The sequence below is a fragment of the Pedobacter chinensis genome, assembly GCF_003339865.1.
Lineage (GTDB): Bacteria > Bacteroidota > Bacteroidia > Sphingobacteriales > Sphingobacteriaceae > Pedobacter > Pedobacter chinensis.
Map to the genome: position 1 here is coordinate 440,003 of NZ_QPKV01000003.1, position 18,467 is coordinate 458,469.

Genomic DNA, 18,467 nt, shown 5'->3' on the forward strand with positions numbered 1-18,467 from the left:
TATCCTACCAGCTCATTCCCAAATTCTGAAATACAAAGCTCCAAACATCTGCAGCTTCCTCAATCATTTTAGTGGTGGGCTTACCTGCACCATGACCAGCTTTGGTTTCAATTCTGATCAGGATAGGGTTTTCGCCCTTATATTTTTCTTGCAGGGTTGCCGCAAACTTAAATGAGTGCGCCGGAACAACCCTGTCATCATGGTCTGCAGTGGTGATTAATGTGGCCGGATAATTTACACCGGTTTTAACATTGTGAAGTGGAGAATATTTAATCAGATAATTAAAATCTTCTTTTTTATCACTGCTGCCGTACTCTACTGCCCAACCCCAGCCGACTGTAAATTTATGGTAGCGCAGCATATCCAAAACGCCAACAGCAGGTAAGGCCACTTTAAAAAGTTCAGGTCTTTGTGTCATGCATGCGCCAACTAACAATCCGCCATTTGAACCACCCGAAATGGCAATTTTAGCAGGATTGGTGTATTTTTCTTTAATCAAATATTCCGCTGCAGCAATAAAATCATCAAACACATTTTGTTTTTTATCCAACATGCCGCCCTTATGCCAGGCCTCGCCATATTCACTTCCTCCACGTAAACTTGGCTGTACGTAAATGCCTCCCTTTTCTAAAAACAGCATTCTGGATAAGCTGAAACCTGGCGTTAAACTTACCTGGAAACCACCATAAGCATACAGATAAACCGGATTGTTTCCATCAAGCTTAATCCCTTTTTTATGAACAATGAACATGGGCACTTTGGTGCCATCTTTCGAGGGATAAAAAACCTGTTTGGTTTCATAATTATCTGTATTGAATTTCAATTCAGGTTTTTTATAAAGGGTAGATTCGGCCCTGGCAATATCATAGCGGTAAATAGTTCCCGGAGTAGTGAAGTTTGAAAATGAATAAAAGAATTCTTTGTCCTCTTTATAAGCGCCAAAACCATCAGCAGTGCCTAATGCAGGTAATTGAACCGCTCTGATTTTTTTTCCTGTTAAATCAAATTGAACAATATTCGTGCTGGCGTCTTTTAAATAAGATGCCCATAAAAACCCTCCGCCCGTAGTAATGTTTTCCAGGGCCAATTTCGATTCCGGGATAATTGTCTGCCAGTTTTTTGGGATGGCATTTTTAGGGTCAACCAAAACAACTTTTTTATTTTCTGCATCCAAATCGGTATTTAGCAGAAGCCTGTCGCCAATATTTTCGATAACACTGTGATTGTTTTCATAACCTTTAACCAGAAGCGAAATTTTACTATCAGGCGAAGCCAGATCCTGAAAATGCAATGCATTTCCTGAGGTTCCGGCGCTGGCATAAATTATCAGGAAGCGCTCATCTTCAGTTACACCAGCGCCGAAATAAAGATTTGGATTTGTTTTATCCTCAAAAATCAACCGGTCATCTTTTTGCAAATCACCCAGCTTATGGTAGTATATTTTTTGAAATTCATTTGCAGCTGATAAATCTGTTCCTTTAACTGGTTCATCGAATTTACTGTAATAAAAACCATCGCCTTTCCAGGCAGCGCCAGAAAATTTGGTCCATTTCAATTCATCGGCCAGTTTCATTTTAGTTGCAATTTCCATCACATAAATGTTGCTCCAGTCAGAGCCAGCCTGAGCAACCGAATAAGCCACATATTTTTTATTATGAGAAAATCCAATTAAGGAAACAGCTGCTGTGCCATCGGCAATTAGTTTATTGGGATCAAGAAAAATTTCCTCTTTTCCTTCCAAACCTTTTTTAATAAACCAAATACTCTGATTTTGCAAGCCATCATTCCTTGTAAAAAAGTAATAATCACCAACTTTAAATGGAGTGCCTTCCTTTGGATAATTCCATATTTCTGTTAATCTCCTCTTGATATCATCGTGATATGGGATTTGCGATAAATAGTTTTGAGTCACTTTATTTTCAGCATCAACCCAGGCTTTGGTTTCTGCCGAATGATCGTTTTCCAGCCAACGGTAAGGATCGGCAACAGTGGTTCCGAAATAATTATCTGTGGTGCTGTCTTTTTGGGTGTCGGGATATTTCATTAGTGTGATTTTTTCTGCTGGTTTTTTGCCCTGGTTACAAGCAAGGAAGCTTAATGCAAATAAGCTCAATATGATTTGTTTTTTCATATCAGAAAGGATTTGTTTACTAATATATGTTTTTTCCCTTTGGGTTGATTACACCGATTTTGGAATTACACTGATTATGGCGTCCTGGTGTTTGGCAGGCTTTCAGCTTTAGTCTTTTAGCTTTCAGCTTTTTTACATTACCTTTGAATTTGTACATGACTAAAAACATTTATTTTGCTTCCGATTTTCATCTGGGCGCTCCGGGCTACGCAGCAAGCCGTGCTCGCGAAGAGCATATCGTGAGCTGGTTAAATTTTATTGAACCAAATTGCAGTGAGCTTTTTTTAATGGGCGATATCTTCGATTTCTGGTTTGAGTATGCTAAAGTGATTCCGAAAGGTTTTATTCGCTTACAAGGGAAATTGGCAACAATGGCCGATGCGGGTATAAAAATCTATTTCTTTAAGGGTAACCATGATATGTGGGTTCGTGATTATTTTACCCTGGAAATTGGAATGGAAATCATTAGCGACGAATTGATTATGGAGCGCGGAGGTAAGAAATTTTATCTTCATCATGGCGATGGTTTAGGGCCAGGCGATCGTAAGTATAAATTCTTAAGGAAAATATTCAGAAGTAAACTTTGCCAGTGGTTATTTGCCCGTTTACACCCTAACTTCGGAATTGGAATTGCCAATGCCTGGAGCCAGGGAAGTAGGGCCGCTAAAACTGGAAAGGAAGTTTTTTCAGGTAAGGAAAAGGAATGGCTTGCCATTTATGCCAAAGAACAATTGCAGAAACAATATTTCGATTATTTCATTTTTGGGCATAGGCATTTACCGTTGGATATTGATTTAGGTAGCGGAAGCCGATACATAAATGTTGGCGAGTGGCTTAATTATAATTCTTACGCCGTTTTTGATGGCGTTGATTTGAAACTGGAATCTTATAATCCATAAATTCTTCTTAAGGTAAAACAATACACTTTCTTATTTTGATTTTATAGTGCAGGGCTGGTAATGAAGACCAGGCAAGATAATGATATTCTAACCTTTAATAGGGACTTAAGACGCATTTGGTTCGGAGTTGGTTCGGACTTGTGACAATTCTACCCGACTAAACCCCCACCTAAATCTGAGTTCAATCTGTACTAATAATTTTGTTTTATGATTTGTACTATACTGAAATACCTTACAATAAGAAAGCATTTTACTACCTGTTGTTTAATTTAAAAAGATAACCTTTCCTTATGGATTGATTTAGGAGAAGAAGTCAGCGTTATTGGGATGGGTTAGGAAGCCAGGAAGCAAAAACCGCTCAAATAATTTCGGGGTTAAAATAATTTCAATCCGGGGTTCGAATGTCTGTCCTTTCTCATCATAAACTTGTTGGTTGTTCAGTTACTGCTTCTCCATTCCAAACTAATTCAGCTTTTTTCCTTATTTTTGCGTTTTCCGGGCTTTTAGTTTTCTGCTAAATGCCCTGGAATCCTATTTGAAGAATAAATATGTTAGATAAATTAGAAGCGATCAAGCTGCGTTGGGAAGATGTAGAGGAGCAATTGAGTAACCCTGACGTGATTCAGGATATGAAACGTTTCGCAGCTTTAAACAAAGAATATAAGGATTTAGGCAAGATTGTAGATGAGTACAAGATTTACAAAAATGTAATGAGTAACATTGATGCCAACAAAGAAATTTTAGCGACAGAGAAAGATGCAGAAATGCGTGAGATGGCTAAAGAAGAGTTGGATTTGATGTTGGCACAACAGGAAGAAATGGAAAGTCGCATCAGGTTGATGTTGATTCCTAAAGATCCTGAAGATGCTAAAAATGCTGTGTTCGAAATCCGTGGCGGTACAGGTGGTGATGAAGCTGCACTTTTTGCCGGTGATTTGTACCGGATGTATACCCGTTATTTCGAAACCAAGGGTTGGAGTGTTGAAACCGTTGATGTAACCGAAGGTACTGCCGGTGGTTATAAAGAGGTAGTGCTAAAAGTCAGCGGTGAAGATGTTTATGGCCAGCTTAAATATGAAAGTGGTGTACACCGTGTTCAACGTGTTCCGGATACAGAAACGCAGGGCCGTGTGCATACTTCTGCTGCATCGGTAGCGGTTTTGCCTGAAGCAGAAGAGATCGATTTATATATTAACCCTGCAGATATCGAATTGCAAACCTCTCGTTCAGGTGGTGCAGGAGGTCAGAATGTAAATAAGGTTGAAACTAAGGTGCAATTAACGCACAAACCATCAGGCATAGTGGTGGTTTGCCAGCGCGAACGTTCGCAATTAGGTAACCGTATCATTGCAATGGAGATGTTGCGCAGTAAACTGTACGATATCGAATTGCAGAAGAAAAATGGTGATATCGCTGCTAAACGTAAAACAATGGTATCAACAGGTGACCGTTCGGCTAAAATCAGAACTTATAATTACCCACAGGGTCGTGTTACCGAACACCGTATTGGTTTAACCATGTATAACCTTCCGGCCATTATGGATGGAGATATTCAGGAGATTATTGATGCCCTTCAGTTTGCAGAAAATGCAGAGAAGATGCAGGAAGGCGCTGCTAATTAACTGATTAGAAGTTTTTGAAAAAAAAAGTTTGCGAATTGAGATATAGTCTCTATATTTGCAACCTCGAAAGAGGAAGATGTTCTGACTTTAAATAAGAACAAAAGGAGTGGTAGTTCAGCTGGTTAGAATGCCTGCCTGTCACGCAGGAGGTCGCGGGTTCGAGTCCCGTCCATTCCGCTCAAAAGCCTTAACTTGAAAAAGTTGAGGCTTTTTTGTGTAATCAATAATTATAATGCGCTCGTTTTCCGGGAGTGATGAAATAATAAGTCTGTCATTGTTGGGGTTTGATATATATATATATATCTCCCGTTGATAGCAATTTTGCTCGAGCTCCAACCAAACAAGCTCCTGTTTTTTCTAAGGCATTTTTTTCTAAAGGCAGGTACAAGGTCTGCTGCAAAGTGATGTGATCAGCAGTATACAAAGCCATAATAGTAACCGGATTGTTTTTTGATCGATCAAATGGAACAGGTTTATCTGTAATTTCATGATTGGATCATCCCAACTGTTTATGTGTGTAGGCTTATTTTAACCTGTTATTGATCATTCCGGTTATTCATCGCGTTGATCTTCCATAACAAGACATCATCTAACTTAAAATACCTTTATTCCACCCAAAAAATAACCCTTTACCGCACAGCCCTAAAAGCTGCGGTAAGTCAGTTCACTTTTCTGCAAATTACCTTTTGTTCACCGTTAATAAATGAGAGGGACACCACCGCCCCGACACTGTCCCTTTCAAAGGTGACCGCTCTTTGATCTCGTCCGTTATCCAGCAGAAAACTATCCTTTTGCTGACAGTACATTTCTTGTGTAGTGCTTGTTTCGGCCATCAATCGCCGCCGGACAGTTCTTACCTCAATAAACTCTCCCGGCCTGAGTTCATATTTTCCTGTGTAACTTTTTAAAGTCGCCTCATCCAGCACTACCTTATTTTGCGCTGGAAATTGGTAAGGTTTGCCGCTCACGATGGACACGATCTTAAACGTGATCGCATGCAGCTCCAGGTCTTCCGCATTGCTTAACAGGACAATACAAATATCATCTTCAGGCACACGGGCGAATTCCGCCTTAAAGCCCCAGATGTCACCGCTGTGCGAGACCAGTTGTTTATCATTTGCGGATTCAATGATCCAGCCGTAGCCGTAATTCAGCGCAACTGGTGTATAAGCCTCCTTTAATAACGCTGGAGAAACTAATGACCCGGCTTGCAACGCCTTATGAAATTTGCACAGGTCACCTGCCGTTGAATAAATGGCTCCCGCCGCCTTCGGCTTGTCATAATTGATCAGCTTGGCCACTTCCGCATTTTTATCTTCCGGGAATACCCAGTAGCCTGTAGCTTTGTGCGGACTCTTCAGCCTCGCAAAGTCGAATGCACTTTGTTGCATACCTGCCGGTTCAAAGATATATTTCCGGATGGCCTCGTAATAGCTCATGTGGCTTACCTTTTCTAAAATGTAACCCAAAAGTATATATCCGGAATTACTATAGCGCCAGTCGGTGCCTGGGTCGAAATCCAATGGCCGTGCTTTGAGGCGTTCAATAACCGATTCCTCTTCAGCGGCCGACTTGATCGTTTTCGTGCTGTCCGCTTCATGGTCAGATATACCCGATGTATGGCTTAACAGATGTCTGATCGTAATACTATCGCCTTTTGGAAAACCCGGAAAGAATTTACTGAGAGGATCTGTGAGTTGAAGTTTTTTCAACTCGGCCATTTTTAAGGCAAGTGTCGAAGTAAAAGGTTTGGTCACTGATGCGATCTGGTAAACTGTATGAGCGTCGTTTGGCACCCTTGTTTTTACGTTCTGGTAACCGTAGCCCTTTTGCAGCAGGACCTTGCCTTTTTGTGTGACTAAAACGGTGCCGTTAAACTTTCGTAGTTTAAAATAAGTGCTCATTAAATAGTCAAGCTGTTGCGAATGGTCCTGGGCCTTCGCAATTAAACCAGAGCAGGAAAGCAGGAATAAAAGGAAAAATTTTCTCATTGTTCTGTTTGCATCCATCATTTACAGTATTTGTGCCAAAAAACCGTGCATTTTTGCAGAAACAGCGTTTTTCTAACTCACGGGTGTCCGGTTCGAGGTCTGAAACTTTTGTTATCTGCAAGTATAAGACGCAGGCATCTTGCAAAGGTTACAAAAGGATAATCTCATCAAAGAAGGCAAAAGGCCCTTTAGATAATTGAGATGCACCTCAATTTAACTGACAACATTTCTTAAGCATTATTTAACCTGGGCGCTTTATTTTGCTGCATGGAAAGTCTCGCATCCCTGATTGGTGGTACAAAATGCTTGGAACAAAATAGATTTTGTAAGTATAAGTTTTAATAGGAAAAAAAATGCATTTTAGATTTTTCTAATTACACTTGAATAAGTAACAGGTTTAAATTTCTCGAACAATGAAAATATTCTTTTTTAGAAAACATAACTTGCTGAATTATTGGGCAAAGATACTTATAATGAATGTTTTATCTGTAACTTTAGTTTGTTTTGCTCAAAATCCATCAGATTCGTACAACAACAAAGAAAGTATAATTTTTTATAAAGCAAGGTTAGAAATGAATGGCCAGCAGACGACGCTAGCAGACACAATGTTGGTTCGTGGCGTTTTTGTGTTAGAACCTATTAAAAGTTATGAAACTCAAGGTCAAACGAATGTAGCTAGTGGAAAAACTGAAACCGTTTCTGAAAAACGTACACTTGAAGCGTATTATTTGACTGATTTGGACAAACGGGTTGGCATGATCTTTAAGGTAAAGGACGAACCTAACGATAAAAATATTAAGACTTATGCAATTGAAAATAAAAATGCTGGATATGGTTTAACTCCGGAACCATTTTTTTTGAAAAGGGGTATACAATTGAGGACTTTAATAAAGTCAAAGATACGGTGTTAAATGGTAGAAATTGCTTCATAATAATGACCAATAAAATGGTTTCAGCAGAGATTAACTCGATGAAGGATAAGTTATTATTCATTAAAATAGTGATTGACCCGTCAATTGATGGGCAAAATCACTATTTTATAAGCGACGTAATCGCCAAACATTTCGGAGGAGCTATTGTACTTGTTGAATCAAAATACAAAAGCGGGCTAAGTACCAGCTTAAAGCTTGATTATTTAACCGGATTAACGCCCTATTACAAATCGTTGTTTGATAAATATGAAGCGGTATTTAAAACAAATATTGCTCTATTTAGTCGAATGAAAGTTAATTAACTTTAGAATTTTATTTATATATCTTTAAGTCATTTTGTTAATGATTCCTTACAATAACCAACATTCCTTCTAAATTGCTCTGATGGAGCCTATTCTTTCTGTGTAGCTTTTATTTCAAAAGTTATTATGATAGAACAAATCAATTTACTATTGGTAAATTCCTATCCTTCCCAGCGGTTTTTAAAAAAAAAGTGCCTCCTTTTTACGGGAGACACCTAACCAATCCAAATTAACCAATTTATTCTTCAAACTGGATTGATTGGGATTTAAACCATCCCAATACAATCCAGTGTCATCAAGTTTGAGGCGTTAATATCCGGGGTTTTGTTTTAGTTTTGGGTTTGCACTCAGGATATCTCTTCCTAGTGGAAAGATCTCTGTATGATTATCAGCATCAGGTTTCTTGTCCCACCAGGTTCCTTTACTGAATACGTCCCAACGTATCAGATCGGTCCTGCGTCTATTTTCGCCAATAAACTCCCTGCCCCACTCATCTAACATTTCCTGATCTGTAAGTTCACTGCCTGCGGCACTAAATAAACTCGGTGAGCCTGCAGGGTAGTTGCGCTTCCTAACCTGATTAAGGAAGTTCGCTGCCTCAGCTTTGTCTCCTGCACGATACCTGCATTCGGCCAGTGTATAATAAATTTCAGAAAGCCTGATTTCCGCATAAGCTGAAGTAATACGGTTAGGGTCGGGTGTTGGGTAGATCGGATACTTTACCAGAAATACACCCGAATTATGGTCCGCATGGTTCATGTTAGATTCTTTGTCTGCTATTTTGGTGCCAGGTTTAGCATCCAGGAAGAAACCTACCTGATCTCTTATAAATAATGCATAAGGCCCTTTGTTTCCTCTAACCGTATCTGTTCTGGTTACTCCGCTTACAGTGGTGGTATATGGGAGATAACCATAAAGAAACATTCCCTCACGTTTACTGTCTCCGAGATTTTTATACTTTTTCAGTCTCAGATCATCGGGATATTTCTGAAATTTTACAAATGGTTTTCCTAATGCGTGTGCGTACTCAACACTGTCTACATCCCGGCCGGGCTGCAAAGCAAATCTTGGGTTTGATTTACCAAAATCAGTGAATCCGCAGTAAAGCGGTGCGGCATCGTAAGTCATGCCCCAAAAAAACATTCCGCCCTCGTATTGCCAGTGGGTTCTGGCCAGTGTGCCCGGAAAACCGTAAATGACTTCAGAGTTCAGCGTTTTATTGGTATAGTCAAATGGAGCGTCCCAACGGGTATCCAAAGAATAGTTTCCGTATTTGCCACTTATGATATCGCGGCATACAGTCTCACATTCTGAATATTTATCTGTTCCAATATAAACCTTTGCATTCAGGTAAAGACGGGCTAACAAAGATGCAGCCCCTGCTTTTGTCCACCGCCCAATTCCATTTGCACCAAGCTGTTCGCGGGTAGGAAGGAGCGGAATGGAAGCCCTAAGTTCTGATTCGATGTAACTAAAGGTCTCTTGCGGAGTAGCTTGTGTTCCGCCCTGAGTCGAGTTCTTTACATCGGTTACAATCTCAATATTTCGGTAAAAATCAAATGCCCGAAGATAAAACCAGGCTCTGAGCGTTCTGAGTTCGGCTTTGAAGTCGTTTAGTTCATCGGTGGTAATACTAAGTTTGGCCGGGTCAGTTATTCCTTCCATATCCTGAAGAGAATTGGTTGAAAGTACAATGCCCTGATAAAAATTACGCCATGCACCGTTTGTGAATCCGTCTTGAGGTGTCCAGGTGTGGTAATGCATCCGCTGGTAATATCCACCATCCTGCCAGTCACCCTGGCGGTTATAGGTTCCCATCTCATCGGTGCAGTCTTCGCCAACGGCGTAAACATCGTTCCCCTGAATACTCCAATAAGCATGTTCAAAAGGACGCAGGAAATCCCGGATTACATCATCCCGGCGGGTAAGAAAGTTTGCTGCATCAACCTGGTCATAAACATGTTCATCTAATTTTGTACATCCTGCAACCATCATAAGAAAACATAGGACGGTGCTGATCATTAATTTATAATTTTTCATTTTTTCCAGTTTTAAAAAGTTACCTGTAAACCAAAGATTAGCTGAAGGGTAGAAGGATAATAATTTAAAGAAGTATTTACTCCCGGAGTAAGCCCATTTACCTGAACAGATTCCGGATCTCCTCCTGTATATTTAGTGAAGGTATGGAGGTTTCTGCCAGCAGCGTAGATTCTTACAGATTTAAGGTATTTAATGTTTAATGGTTGCTTATAGCCTAAGGAAACATTATCAATTTTTACAAAGGATCCATTTTCAAGGAAATAATCTGAGGCTATTGATGTTGTCGCATTGCTTTTTAGAAGCGAGTATTTGCTGCTACTGTCATAAGCTGATTTCAGCACGTTTGCATCGCTCTGGCTTGACGGGGTGCCGATGTAAAACGCACTTGTATTAAATATTTTGTAACCAAATGTGCCCCGAAGAAAAATTCCAAGGTCAAAACGCTTGTATATGAATGTGTTTCCAAGTGAGGTTATGAATTTTGGTAAGCCGTTTCCAACAAACTGCTTATCATCATTAGAGGCAAGGTTTGCCTGAACAATTGAACCATCTTTTTTATATACAAGTAAAGCCCCGGCATCATTAACACCTGCTGAACGAAGGGTGTAAAATTCGCCTATACTATGGCCTTCCTGAATGCGTTGAATATTTCCTGGAGATCCTGGCGCCGGAAGTCCGGCCACATCCTGAAAGGTGCCTCCCTTATAAATATCATTTGAAAAGGAAATAAATTTATTTCTGTTGTAGGCAAAAGTAAGATTCATGTTATAGCTGAAATCGGTTCCTTTAACTACCTCGCCGCTCAGCGCCAGTTCAATACCATAGTTTTTCATTGTTCCAACATTGGTAAAAGTTGTTGACTGCGTATTCGGAGGAACCGGAACGGTGTAAGAGCCCAACAGATCTTTATTGGTTCGGATATAATAATCCAGTGATCCGCTTATTCGGCTGTTTAATATTGAAAAGTCTAATCCGAGATTAAAATTTAGTGATTTCTCCCAGCTCAGGTCGGGGTTAACATTTGAAGAAGGGCCATACACCTGATAGTATTGACCATTATAAGGGAAGTATCCCGCACCTCCATATAACAAGAGCGAAAGATAGTTGCCGAAATCCTGGTTACCGGTAATTCCATAATCAGTACGGAGTTTAAGTTCATTGATCCATGGAAGAGATGTTTTAATGAAATTCTCTTCTGAAAGGCGCCATGCTGCTGATACCGCCGGAAAATTTCCCCATTTGTTATTGGCTCCAAATTTTGATGAACCTTCACGTCTTAAACTTGCTGTTAAAATATATTTGTTGTCAAAATCATAATTTACCCGGGCGAAAAAAGAAATCAGTGTTGAGCCATTCTGAGTTGAAGCTACAGCTGATTGTCCTTGTCCTGCTGCACCGCCATTATAAAGTCCTGAGCCCAGGTTATTCCATAAATACGTATCAAAAGGAAAATCATAATTCTGGGCATACATTCTCTTATAATTGTATAGTGAATAAGAGTAACCACCCAGAAGTTTGAAATGGTTTTTGCCCAATTGAGCGGCATAGTTTCCCATCCATTCGATGTTCTTCTGGTCATTTTCCTGCTGTTCCTGCCAAGCAAAATTTGTTTGAGTGATTTTATTGGCTTGTACTATTGATGAAAGTGTGGAAGGTGAGAAATACATATTTTTACTGGAACGGCTTATTTCGGAAATCGTAACTGTGGTACTCAGATTTGAAAGAATATTCATTTTCAGCGAGCCATTGATGTCTAGTTCTTTAATTTCGGCCTCCGATTTAATAAGGTTTGCATTTTCGACAGGGTTATTTGAAAAAAATCCGGTATTGATGTAATTATATTTACCAGCGTCGTTAAAAATTGGATAAGTCGGGTTGAGCGTAAGTGCATTATTGAAATTTCCCTGATCAGCGTTACTGGTATTCATATACCTTGGCGCTGCTGTTAATGAGGCTACAAACATATTATTATCTGTAGTATGGTTGATGTTTATCCTGGCTCCGTATTCTCTTTTATGTGCACGTAAGTCAATCCCGTCTGCGTCCCGGTAATCACCCGAAGCGAAATAGTTGGTTTTAGCCGACCCTCCTGAAAACTGCACGGTATGTTTTTGCGCAAAAGCCGGTGAATTTGTGACTGCATCAAGCCAGTCTGTTCTTCCCTTATAATCCTGCCCTTGCTTATTGGCCACCCGGTTTGCAATAAATTCATCAGCTGTTAAATTTTCCAAACGATTGGTTAAATAATCGAAGCTGGTATAACCATCGTAAAACATCTGAGATTGGGCACCTCCTTTTTTTGTTGTGATAATGATCACGCCGTTACTTCCCCTTGTGCCGTAAATAGCGGATGCGGCACCACCTTTTAAAACATCAATACTTTCAATATCATTCTGGTTTATATTGTCAATGTTTCCGCCAGGCACTCCGTTAACAACATAAAGCGGACCTAACCCGGCGCTGCGCGAAGATACTCCCCTTAGCTGGATGTTTGGGCTTGAATTCGGATCAGCACTAGCTGTATTGGTGATGTTTAGCCCTGCAACTTTTCCTTGAAGTGACATCAGTGGGTTATTTGCAGCAACGGTTAGCAGGTCTTTTGAAGAAACATGGGTAATTGCACTTGAAACCTCCCGTTTATCCAGAGTTCCGTAGCCTACGCTTACCACAACAACCTCCTGGAGATCATTTGATGTTGAACTTAGGGTAACGTTGATCGTATTCGCCTCTGTAACGGGCATCGTTCTCGTTTGAAAACCGATATATGAAAATGTAATTGATTTAGCATTAACCGGTATGGTAATGGTATATTTTCCTTGTGTGTTTGTCGAAGTATTCGATGATTTTAAATTGTCTGCCACAGTAACCCCGGAAAGCGCTGTTCCGTTTGCCATATCGGTTACTGTTCCGGTAATCACTCTGGTTTGCGCTTTTGCGGAGAATGTACTTATACAAAGAAGTAAGCTGGTGCTCAGCAATAGTAAAAATTTCCTGTACATATAATAATTTTAAGTAGTTTTATTAGTTTAGTTAAGATCTCCATACCGTACTGTGGAGGATGATTTCAATCACTTTTTATCCGCCGGGTAACGGGTAAAAAAACGTATCCGGTATTTAAAGCAACAACGAAATAATTCATTATTATCAGTACGGTTCACAATAGCCTAGGGTGGTTTATTTCTGCTCATAACTAACGGATCATTCCAATAATTACCGACAATTAAAAGGATTTACTAAAAATTAACTTGCCTGGTAATGAGTTTTCGGGATGATTTTCTATTTGGTTAAAATGTTGTTTCGATCGCTTAAGAAGGTTCCTGATAAATCGAAGATCTAATTTATCATTGCTTTAGATGGAAATCTGCACTTTTGGTATGCCCAAAGAAAATATATAAGCAAAAAAGGTGTTTTGAAATATTAAATTGCTTTAAATCAATTAATTATAAAAAAAGTGTTTCAAGAAAATATAAAATATTATAAGGCAATCCGGCAAAAAAACAGTTTCAATTCTGAATTGGCCTACAATGTTTTTGACGCTAAGCGCCCATAAATTCATAAACTGTTTTGGTTTTGAAAATTTTGCAATAATATTCCGGTCTCTATCAGGGTGCTCAAAGAATACAAAACGGGCCATCCAACTGAAATGGGATATGGAAATTGTATGCTTGGTTTACTATATTAAAGGATACTAACATAATTTGAGCATCAGCATTTAAGGATGTATAAATTATTATATTTTTGATTAACCTATCTTTGAGAAATGAAATTTTTGCTTGCTAACTTATCTTTGCTTTTTTTCTTCCTTAGCGCGCACCCAGCCTCAAGGAGGGATAGTTTACTGAACAGGTTAAAAGTAGAAATTGCAAATAAATCAACTTACGAACAACGAAAATTATTAAGGATTGAAAAGATTAAGTCAAATTTAAAGCAAGTACATTCCGATCCATTTGACAGCTACCTCAACTTGTTTGAAGAATACGAATATTATAAATTTGATTCAGCTTATTTTTATGGGAAAAAGCTGCTCGAACAGAGTCGAAAAATAAATGATTCAACAAAGATAAGTGTGAGCAAGGTGAAGATTGCTTCTCTGTTATTACATGCAGGTATGTTCAAAGAAACCTTTGATTACCTTAGTGAAATCAAAGTTTCATTACTGAATAGAAAATATAAATACGACTACTACTGTTTAAAGTCCGGAGCCTATTCAAATCTTGCCATTTATAATGACGATCCGGGCTTTACTGCTCCATATAATCAAAAGGCGGTAGAATTTCTCGATTCGGCCATTGCCCTGTGCGAACCAAATTCTTTTGACATGCTCTTTAGCTTAGGTAACAGGCAGGTTGTATCAGGTGAGATCAATAAGCCACCCACATACTTTCTGGAAATCCTAAAACATCATAAACTAACAGAACATCAGCGTGCAAGATTGTTGACTGGCCTGGCTGCTTTTTATCAAAATGAGGATCAGAATGAGCAAAGAATTTGTTTGCTTGCCGAATCTGCAATCAGTGATATCCGCTCTTCAACAAGAGAAACTCTGGCAACCCTTCTTCTCGCAGAAGACTTGTTCAGACATGGGCATTTAGATGATGCGTATGTTTTTATCCAGCACTCCAGAGATGACGCAGGATTTTATGGCAACCGACTCAGAAAACTTAAAATTGAGTCGATTTTGCCCGATATAGCAGCTCAGGTTAACCTGGTTACCCAACGGGATAAAAATAAATTGATGATTTACTTCCTCTCAATTTCTCTGGTGACTGTTGTGATTTTGTTTGTATCATTCGTAATTTTTATTCAACTAAAGAAACTTAGGGTTAAGGAAAGAATCATTGAAGAGAAAAACAATGAGCTAAAGATAATTAACGATCAGCTTTTGCTGACCAATGATAAGCTGCGTGAATACGCTACAGTAAATGAAAAGTACATCGGCTATTTTTTTGATATCATCTCCGGATATATTCTAAAATTGGATCGGTTAAAAAAGAGTGTGGAGCGGAAAATATTAGCCAAAAGATTTGGGGAAATTCTGCCTTCTCTGAATGACATTGATATTAAAAAAGAGCGGGAGGTTCTTTTTAACACTTTTGATAGTGTGTTTATGAGCATATTTCCCAATTTTATAGAGGTGTTTAATTCGTTATTAAACAAAGAAGATCAGATCTGGCCTAAACATCCTGAGCTGTTGAATACTGATTTAAGAATATTTGCACTGATAAGACTTGGAATTAACGATATTCAGACCATCGCAACCATCCTTGAATATTCAGTAAATACAATTTATGTTTATAAAATGAGGATAAAAGCAAAAGCTTTGGTTTCTGGTGAAGAATTCGACACTGCGATTATGTCTGTAAAGGCAGTTTAGTTTAAAAGGTTGGTAGCGGTTTAAAGCCTGGTTTTATGTTTCGTCTATTACAGTCAAAAAAACTGACTTGCAAAAGTTGAGGCTTTTCCGTTTTAGATGATTTGGCCAGTCAATTCATTTAGTGTATTAAAGTTAAGGTATTTATTATTTTTCAATCTTTAGAATAAAAATATTTTAGATGAGGCTCAATGGGTTACCTGTTTGAAATAGAAAATGTTGTTTAGTATAAGAGATAAAAGGAATTTAGTCTCTATATTTGCAACCTCGAAAGAGGAAGAGGTTCTGACTTTAAAATAAGAACAAAAGGAGTGGTAGTTCAGCTGGTTAGAATGCCTGCCTGTCACGCAGGAGGTCGCGGGTTCGAGTCCCGTCCATTCCGCTCAAAAGCCTTGACTTGCAAAGTTGAGGCTTTTGTTTTTATATGCTTACCATTACTTCTTTGAACAAATTTTTTATCAAACCAATCTCTGTAGAATATTGTGTTTTCTTTCTGGTGCCAAAGTAAAGGGTATTTACAAGTTTCTTGGTTCCTTCCCAGATTACCTTTATTTTTCCATCTTCAACTTCTTTTCTGCAAAGAAAATCCGGAATAATTGCCAGGCCTTTTCCTCCTGATAAACAACGCACAATCGAATTTAAATTAGGAACAATATAGTTTGGACGGAAATCCGCATGCTTTCCAAAATTTAGCTGCCAAAAACGAAGCAAATGCTCCATGTCGCCAGCTGTTCCATACCACTTTTGTGCTTTAAGCCAATGTTCCATTTCCAACAGATTTTTCTGTTTCGCTAATGTTTTGAAAACGTCATCATTAGTTTCCACTCCACCAACCAATACAATCGTTTCTGAAGAAAAAGCTTCATGCTCAATATTTATTGAACTTCCCTTGTGCGGTGTAATGATCAAATCTAAAATTCCCTTATCCAATTGATCGAGCATTTCCGGATATTCTCCAAAACGGATAATTACATTAAAAGGAAGCGTGGAAATATATTGCTCCAGTGTAATTTGGAAAGTTTCAAAGCACATGCCCACACTAATCGTTGGTGTATGTTTCTCTGTACTTTTTTGGAAATGCTTTTCTGCATCTTCCAGCTTTGCAAGAGGCTCTACAATAAAATTGTAAAGCACTTTGCCCTTTTCTGTTGGGATCATTTTCCTGCCCGTACGTTCGAATAACTTGTAACCCACATAACTTTCCAACGAACTCAGGTGTAAACTTACTCCGGGCTGCGAAATAAATAAGTTTTCAGCAGCACCAGTCAGTGTCCCGGTTTTATATATCGCCTTAAAACTTCTGTACCATTCTAAATTTACCATAATCAAGCTATCATAATTCTGATACAAAGCTATAAATTAACTTGTTTTAATAATAGATAAACTTGCGGTAATTTTGGGTCATTAAATAGAGAAACAGCATGACAAAAATATTCATTATAAACGGGGGCCAGAAATTTGGGCATTCGGGTGGTAAATTCAATGAGACTATTTCAGCTGCAACAGCAGAATTTTTTTCAAGTCAGATGGATTTTGAAATAAAAACGACAAATATTAATGATCTTTATGATCCTAAGGAAGAAGTGGCAAAGTATGTTTGGGCTGACGTTGTAATTTATCATACTCCAATCTGGTGGTTTCAATTACCTCATGGATTTAAAAAATACATTGATGTGGTTTTCACAGAAGGACACAAAAGTGGAATTTATATGAGCGATGGGCGCAAAGCAGATAACCCAACCCGAAATTATGGAACAGGCGGAATGCTTCATGGCAAAAAGTACATGGTAACAACCTCCTGGAATGCACCTAAAGAAGCATTTACATTACCTGAAGAATTTTTTATGGAAACCAGTGTAGATGATGGTCCTTTATTTGGTTTTCATAGGATGAACGCTTTTACAGGCATGAAACGCATCGAAGGAATGCATTTTCACGATATCGAAAAGAATGCAGATGTAGAGAGAGATGTAAGGCTTTACAAACAACATTTAGAAAGAACATTTTTAAACACGGCGGTATATGAGTATTTATCTGACAGCAATAGTTAAGAGTAAAATTGAAAAGAAAGCAGCACTTAAAGCGGTTTTGCTCAATATGGTTTCTCATTCCAGGAAAGAGAGGGCATGCATCCAATACGATTTACATGAAGCAGAAGGGGATGACCTCTTTATTTTTCATGAAGAATGGCTGGATCAAAACGGCCTGGATGAACATAATCAGCAAAGTTATATTTTAGATTTCGTCAGAACATCTGCTGAATTAACGGAAGAAATCATCATTTACAAAACAGAAAAACTGGTGTGATTTACAGTTTGGCCCTTCTGGCGGTTAATGAAGATCCGGCAGATGCAATGACCACGCAGGCAACGGCTATACATTCTGTAAATGACAGGTATTCCTGCAAAAACACAAAAGCAGCTAATGATGCCATTGCGGGTTCCAGGCTCATTAAAATGCTAAATGTTCTGGCTGGGAGTTGCTTAAGGGCTTTAATTTCCAGGGTAAAGGGAATAGCGCTTGAAAGCAATGCAAGCGCGGCTCCTAAGCCCAGTAATTTTGGATTTAGATTGGATAATCCCCCACCGGAAAACCCAAAAGGTAAAATGAGGATTGTAGCGAATAACATTCCTACGGCTACAGCTTCTCCACCCTTCATTATTTTGGAAATTCTTCCGCCTAATATAATGTACGCTGCCCAAAAGCCACCTGCCAGTAAAGCCAATAAAACTCCGGTTACATTCAATCCATTGCTGGTCCAGGGTGCAATTAATGCAATGCCTGTTGCCGCTAAAACTACCCAGATAAAATCTATTGCTCTTTTAGAACTGAAGATTGCCAATACCAAAGGTCCGACAAACTCTAACGTCACACCCAGACCAATAGGAATGCGTTCAATGGCCATATAGAAAACCATATTCATTGCTCCAAGAGAAATGCCGTATAAACTTACGTATTTCCATTGTTTGGCATTTAGTTTAAACAGGTTAGGACGAAAAGCAAGCAGGAGAATTATTGCCGACAAACCAATCCTTAATGATGCTGTGGCAGCTGCACCTATCTCAGGGAAAAGTCCCTTTGCAATTGCCGCCCCACATTGTACACTAATGATGGAGAGTAAAACAGCTGGAATAGGAGGGATGTTGATTCTGCTTTTCATTAAGGAATGGTAAATGAGC

General features: G+C 39.0%; 13 protein-coding genes and 2 tRNA genes. 9 read left to right on the plus strand and 6 right to left on the minus strand.

Annotated features, from left to right (window positions below; all coding sequences use genetic code 11):
• Positions 1–4: 4 nt before the first annotated feature.
• Positions 5–2,131, minus strand: coding sequence for a prolyl oligopeptidase family serine peptidase (locus DU508_RS07165; protein ID WP_115402155.1), 2,127 nt, complete (start codon positions 2,129–2,131; stop codon positions 5–7).
• 155 nt (positions 2,132–2,286) lie between these two features.
• Between DU508_RS07165 and DU508_RS07170 the strand changes: the two genes are divergently transcribed.
• From DU508_RS07170 to DU508_RS07180, 3 genes are all read left to right on the plus strand, one after another.
• A complete protein-coding gene (locus DU508_RS07170; protein ID WP_115402156.1) occupies positions 2,287–3,030 on the plus strand; it encodes a UDP-2,3-diacylglucosamine diphosphatase in 744 nt (247 codons plus the stop codon).
• Between the two features lie 548 nt (positions 3,031–3,578).
• Positions 3,579–4,652, plus strand: coding sequence for a peptide chain release factor 1 (gene prfA, locus DU508_RS07175; protein WP_115402157.1), 1,074 nt, complete (start codon positions 3,579–3,581; stop codon positions 4,650–4,652).
• 103 nt (positions 4,653–4,755) lie between these two features.
• Positions 4,756–4,829: transfer RNA gene (locus DU508_RS07180), tRNA-Asp, on the plus strand.
• 482 nt (positions 4,830–5,311) lie between these two features.
• Here the strand turns inward: DU508_RS07180 and DU508_RS07185 are convergent.
• A complete protein-coding gene (locus DU508_RS07185; protein WP_115402714.1) occupies positions 5,312–6,643 on the minus strand; it encodes a serine hydrolase domain-containing protein in 1,332 nt (443 codons plus the stop codon).
• 413 nt (positions 6,644–7,056) lie between these two features.
• Between DU508_RS07185 and DU508_RS07190 the strand changes: the two genes are divergently transcribed.
• Positions 7,057–7,554: a hypothetical protein gene (locus DU508_RS07190; RefSeq protein ID WP_115402158.1), complete on the plus strand. Its 498-nt coding sequence runs from the start codon at positions 7,057–7,059 to the stop codon at positions 7,552–7,554.
• A 23-nt stretch (positions 7,555–7,577) separates the two neighbouring features.
• Positions 7,578–7,877: a hypothetical protein gene (locus tag DU508_RS07195; protein WP_115402159.1), complete on the plus strand. Its 300-nt coding sequence runs from the start codon at positions 7,578–7,580 to the stop codon at positions 7,875–7,877.
• A 309-nt stretch (positions 7,878–8,186) separates the two neighbouring features.
• Here the strand turns inward: DU508_RS07195 and DU508_RS07200 are convergent, their stop codons facing one another.
• Positions 8,187–9,917, minus strand: a complete 1,731-nt coding sequence (locus DU508_RS07200) for a RagB/SusD family nutrient uptake outer membrane protein (RefSeq protein WP_115402160.1) — start codon at positions 9,915–9,917, stop codon at positions 8,187–8,189.
• A gap of 11 nt (positions 9,918–9,928) precedes the next feature.
• A complete protein-coding gene (locus tag DU508_RS07205; RefSeq protein WP_115402161.1) occupies positions 9,929–12,916 on the minus strand; it encodes a SusC/RagA family TonB-linked outer membrane protein in 2,988 nt (995 codons plus the stop codon).
• Positions 12,917–13,677: 761 nt separating this feature from the next.
• On the opposite strand from DU508_RS07205, the gene DU508_RS07215 reads away from it, so the two are divergent.
• On the plus strand, positions 13,678–15,291 hold the full coding sequence (locus DU508_RS07215) for a DUF6377 domain-containing protein (RefSeq protein WP_115402163.1): 1,614 nt from the start codon (positions 13,678–13,680) through the stop codon (positions 15,289–15,291).
• A 305-nt stretch (positions 15,292–15,596) separates the two neighbouring features.
• Positions 15,597–15,670: transfer RNA gene (locus DU508_RS07220), tRNA-Asp, on the plus strand.
• A 38-nt stretch (positions 15,671–15,708) separates the two neighbouring features.
• Here the strand turns inward: DU508_RS07220 and DU508_RS07225 are convergent.
• Complete coding sequence (locus DU508_RS07225; RefSeq protein ID WP_115402164.1) at positions 15,709–16,611, minus strand: LysR family transcriptional regulator; 903 nt, start codon at positions 16,609–16,611, stop codon at positions 15,709–15,711.
• Between the two features lie 98 nt (positions 16,612–16,709).
• On the opposite strand from DU508_RS07225, the gene DU508_RS07230 reads away from it, so the two are divergent.
• Together DU508_RS07230 and DU508_RS07235 are read left to right on the plus strand one after the other, a co-directional pair.
• On the plus strand, positions 16,710–17,339 hold the full coding sequence (locus DU508_RS07230; protein WP_115402165.1) for an NAD(P)H-dependent oxidoreductase: 630 nt from the start codon (positions 16,710–16,712) through the stop codon (positions 17,337–17,339).
• A complete protein-coding gene (locus DU508_RS07235; RefSeq protein WP_115402166.1) occupies positions 17,311–17,595 on the plus strand; it encodes a putative quinol monooxygenase in 285 nt (94 codons plus the stop codon). The genes DU508_RS07230 and DU508_RS07235 overlap by 29 nt, the downstream gene beginning before the upstream one ends.
• Before the next feature lies 1 nt (position 17,596).
• Here the strand turns inward: DU508_RS07235 and DU508_RS07240 are convergent, their stop codons facing one another.
• A complete protein-coding gene (locus DU508_RS07240; protein ID WP_115402167.1) occupies positions 17,597–18,448 on the minus strand; it encodes an EamA family transporter in 852 nt (283 codons plus the stop codon).
• Positions 18,449–18,467: the final 19 nt, after the last annotated feature.